Source organism: Roseomonas sp. TAS13 (assembly GCF_001950415.1).
In the GTDB taxonomy this organism is placed as follows: Bacteria; Pseudomonadota; Alphaproteobacteria; order Acetobacterales; family Acetobacteraceae; genus Roseomonas; species Roseomonas mucosa.
Map to the genome: position 1 here is coordinate 1 of NZ_BDLP01000378.1, position 4,088 is coordinate 4,088.

The following is a 4,088-nucleotide window of genomic DNA, read 5'->3' on the forward strand; positions in this document are numbered from 1 at the left end:
CCTCTCTATGCTGACGTCGAGACTTGTGATCAAGAGACAGGACCCCGGGCTTGCGTTGGCGCCTGCGGTGGACGTTGTTCTGCGGCCTGATCCCTGGGAGCAGGCGGAGACGCGGGTCTCCCGAAAAGAAGAAAAACAACGTGTCCGCGCTGGTGGCACCGTCAGTCCGCCGGAGAGCGTGGCTCTCCGGCGCGATCCGGCATCAGCGGGCGCCAACGAACGGGAGGTCCAGGACCCTCAGGGTCCTGGCGGATAGGGGGTCCGGGGGAAAGGCGGAGCCTTGCCCCCGGGGACAAAGCAGCGCCCGAAGCCGGGGTCAGTCCCGGCGGGCATTGCCGGGCAGCATGCGGAAGCTGCTGACGATGGCGGCCAGGATGGCGGCGGTGGCGCCGAGGCCCAGGGCGACGACCGGCCCCTGGCCGCCGAAGCGGGCCAGGACGAGGGCCACGCAGGCGGCGCCGATGGTCTGGCCGAGCAGGCGGGCGGTGGAGAGCATGCCGCCCGCGCCGCCGGCCCGCTCGCGCGGTGCGGAACCGATCATGGCGCGGTTGTTGGGCGACTGGAACAAGCCGAAGCCAGCTCCGGCCAGGGCCATGCGCCAGGCGATGTCGGCGGCGGAGGGGTGGGCCGGCAGCAGGGCCAGGGCGGCGAGGCCGGCGGCGAAGGCGGCGAGGCCCAGGGCGCCGAGCAGGCCGGGATTGTGCCGGTCCGCCAGGCGCCCGGCTATGGGGGCCAGGACGGCGGTGGCAAGGGGCCAGGGCGTCATCATCAGCCCGGTCTCCACGGCGGTGAAGCCGAGCTGCGTCTGCAGCAGGAAGGGCAGGCTGGCGAAGGCCAGCATCTGCGCCAGGAAGGAGCAGACGGAGGTCCCGACCGAGAGAGCGAAGACGGGAATGCGCATCAGGTCCACCGGCAGGAGGGGGGCCGTCATGCTGAGCTGGCGCAGCACCAGGGCCACGCCGGCGCCGATGGCCACGGCGAGGAGGAGGCCGGAGAGGCCCAGGCCCTCGCCATGGGCGATGCCGTCCAGGGCCATGATGAGCATGCCGAAGGTGAGGGCGCAGAGCAGCGCGCTGGCTGTGTCGAAGCGGCGCTTCGAGAGGGGCGAGTGCGGCAGGCTGCGCCAGCCGATGGCCAGGGCCAGGATGCCGATGGGGACGTTGACGGCGAAGAGCCAGGGCCAGTTGGCGACGGCCAGGATGGCGCTGGCGACGGTGGGGCCGATGGCGGAGGAGACGGCGACCACCAGGGCGTTGACGCCGATGCCGCGGCCGAGCTGGCTGTGCGGATAGGTGAAGCGGATCAGCGCGGCGTTGACGGCCATGATGCCGGAGGCGCCGAGCCCCTGCACCACGCGCCACAGGGTCAGCGTCACCAGCGTGTCGGAAAGGGCGCAGGCGGCGGAGGCCACGGTGAAGACGACGAGGCCGGCGAGGTAGACGCGGCGGAAGCCCAGGATCTCGCCGAGCGAGGCGAGCGGCAGCAGCGAGATGGTGATGACGAGCTGGTAGGCGTTGACCACCCAGATCGAGGCGGAGGGGGCGACGCCGAGCTCCTCCGACAGGGTGGGCAGGGCGACGTTGGCGATGGCGCCGTCGAGCACGGCCATGGTGATGGCGAGCGCGATGGCCACGACCGACCAGAGACGGCGGGGCATCGGCAGGCCATCAGGGTGCAGGAAGGGGCCGGGAGGGGGAGCGGGGCGGGTGGCGGCGGGCTGCTCGGATACGTTCATGCGGGTTCCATGCCCTCTCCCCTGCGGTCAGCCGGCGCCGATGGGGACACCCACCCGGGCATAGACCTCGGCCAGCCGTTTCTCATAGGCCGTGGCGGAGAAGAGCGCAGCCCGGCGCGGTCCCACTTCCGCGAGATGGCCACGCAGGGATTCGTGCGTGTCGAGGGCGCGGATGCCTTCCGTCAGGGCACGGATGTCGTAGGGATCGACCGTCACGGCGGCATCGCCCACCACTTCCGGCAGGGAGGCGGTGTTGGAGGTGAGGACGGGGGTGCCGAGGCTCATCGCCTCCAGCGCCGGCAGGCCGAAGCCCTCGTAGAGCGAGGGAAAGAGCACGCCGCGGGCGCCGCGGATCAGGCTGACGAGCAGGCGGAAGGGGGCGTAGTCCACCAGCACGATGCGGTCGCGCAGGCGGCGCTGGGTGCTGGTGACGGGTTCCTGCTGGCCGGGGAGCAGCCAGCGCTGGTGGTCCTCGTAGAGCATCCGCAGCTCCTCCTGGCTCTTCCAGGCCTGCTTGCCAACGATGACCAGGGGACGCTCGACGCCGGAGGCGAGATAGGCCTCGATCAGCCGGCCGACATTCTTCTTGGGCTCGATGGCGCCGAAGAAGAGGAAGTACTCCTTCCAGTCCAGGCCGAAGGAGCCGAGGATCTCGTCGCGTGCCTCGTTTTCCGGCTTCTGCGCCAGGGACCGGGGCAGTTCCACCGACTGGTAGGTGTTGGTCACCTTCTCCGGCGGGCAGCCGAGCAGGTCGATGATGTCGCGGCGGGAGGTCTCGCTGACCGTGACGATATGGTCCGCCTGCCGCACCAGCAGGCGGTTCAGGCGCAGGTAGCGGCGCTTGTGGTCGAGGGTGGTGTAGGGCAGGCGCAGCGGCACGAGGTCGTGCAGCGTGTAGATGTTGCGGGTGTCGCGCGCATGGACGGCGACCGGGTAGGTCCAGTGCATCACGTCGGGCTGTTGCGGCAGGCGGACCTTGAGCCGGTCCTTGTGCATCTTGAAGTGGTTGGCGGAGAGGCTGAACAGTTCCTCCACGTTCCAGAGATGGTCGAAATGCGGCAGCCGGGCCTCGAAGGCGCGGGTGATCACCCGGCCGGTGATGGGGACGGGCTGGGCCTTGTGGCCGATCATCGGCAGCAGCAGGCGGCGCGCGGTGCGGAGCAGGCGGTTCATCGGCCTGGGGTTGCCGACGCGGTTGTCGAAGAAGGCGATCTCGCGGATCAGCGGGTCCTTCGCCGGGCTGGCCCGGGTGCCGTAGAGCACGCCGACCTCGGCCCCCATGGCGCCGAGGCGGAAGGAGAGGTTGCGGGCATAGGTCGCCACGCCGGTCCCGTGTTCCAGGCCAAGGTTGTATCCATCGATGCAGATGCGCGCCATGGGCACAGGCTAGACTCTGGAAGGTGGCATTGGGAGGTGTTGCGGCAGGGGATTTTTCGCACCTGCAACCAAAGGATGTCTTGACGAATTATTAACATCGTGGTGCGCCATAGGCATGTCACAGGCCGCAACCCTGCTCGAAGACGCCGACCGCGCCCGCGATGCCCGCGAATGGCAGGCGGCCGCCCTGCTCTATGGCGACTATCTGCGCCTGCGGCCGGATGACCGCGCCGCCATCGTGCAGCAGGGCCACATGGTGAAGGAGGCCGGGGACCCGGAGGCCGCGCTGGCGCTGTACGACCGGGCGCGGCGGCTGGACGGGGCCGATCCCGACATCCACCTGCAATCGGGCCATGCGCTGAAGCTGCTGCGCCGGATGCCGGAGGCGCTGGATGCCTATGGCCGGGCACTGGCGCTGGACCCGGAGGGGGAGGACCCCTGGCGGGAATGGCTGGCCCTGGCGCGCCGCGGCCGCCCCCTGCCCCGCCGGCTGACGGGGGTGGGGCTGGACCTGTCCGACCTCGTGTCCTGGGTCCTGGGCGGACGGCGCGTGCCCTCGGGCATCCAGCGGGTGCAGTACGAGATCGCCGCCGGCCTTTGTGCCGGGGATGGTGCGGTGCTGGCCTGCGCCCTGCCCCCGGCCGGGGTCGCGGGCGGCTGGCGCGAGTTGCCCACGCCGCTGCTGCTGCGGTTGCGGTGGCTCGCCGCCCAGGGGGGTATCGGAAGAGGAAGCGGGGGCGCTGATCCGCGCGAGGCCGCGTGGCAGGAGGCGGTCGGCATCCTCCACGACTGGCTGGCGGCGGCGCCGGACCTGGCCATGGCGCCCGGGGCGCTGCTGCTCTGCCCCGGCACGGCCTGGGCCATGCCGGAACAGGCGGCGCGGCTGGCGGCGGCGCGGGAGGCCGGGGCGCGCTACGTGCCACTGCTGCACGACACGATTCCGCTGTCCCTGCCGGAATGGTGCGAGGCCCGCACC

At 71.2% G+C, this 4,088-nt stretch carries 2 protein-coding genes and 1 pseudogene; 1 reads left to right on the forward strand and 2 read right to left on the reverse strand.

The window, feature by feature from the left end:
- Positions 1-316: 316 nt before the first annotated feature.
- Positions 317-1,735 carry an MFS transporter gene (locus tag ROTAS13_RS20470; protein WP_253187724.1) on the reverse strand — a complete coding sequence of 473 codons (1,419 nt, stop codon included), beginning with the start codon at positions 1,733-1,735 and terminating at the stop codon, positions 317-319.
- 27 nt (positions 1,736-1,762) lie between these two features.
- Positions 1,763-3,112 carry a glycosyltransferase family 1 protein gene (locus ROTAS13_RS20475; protein ID WP_019463138.1) on the reverse strand — a complete coding sequence of 450 codons (1,350 nt, stop codon included), beginning with the start codon at positions 3,110-3,112 and terminating at the stop codon, positions 1,763-1,765.
- Between the two features lie 115 nt (positions 3,113-3,227).
- On the opposite strand from ROTAS13_RS20475, the pseudogene ROTAS13_RS20480 reads away from it, so the two are divergent.
- Positions 3,228-4,088 (forward strand): annotated as a pseudogene (locus ROTAS13_RS20480) (hypothetical protein); the annotation flags it as partial.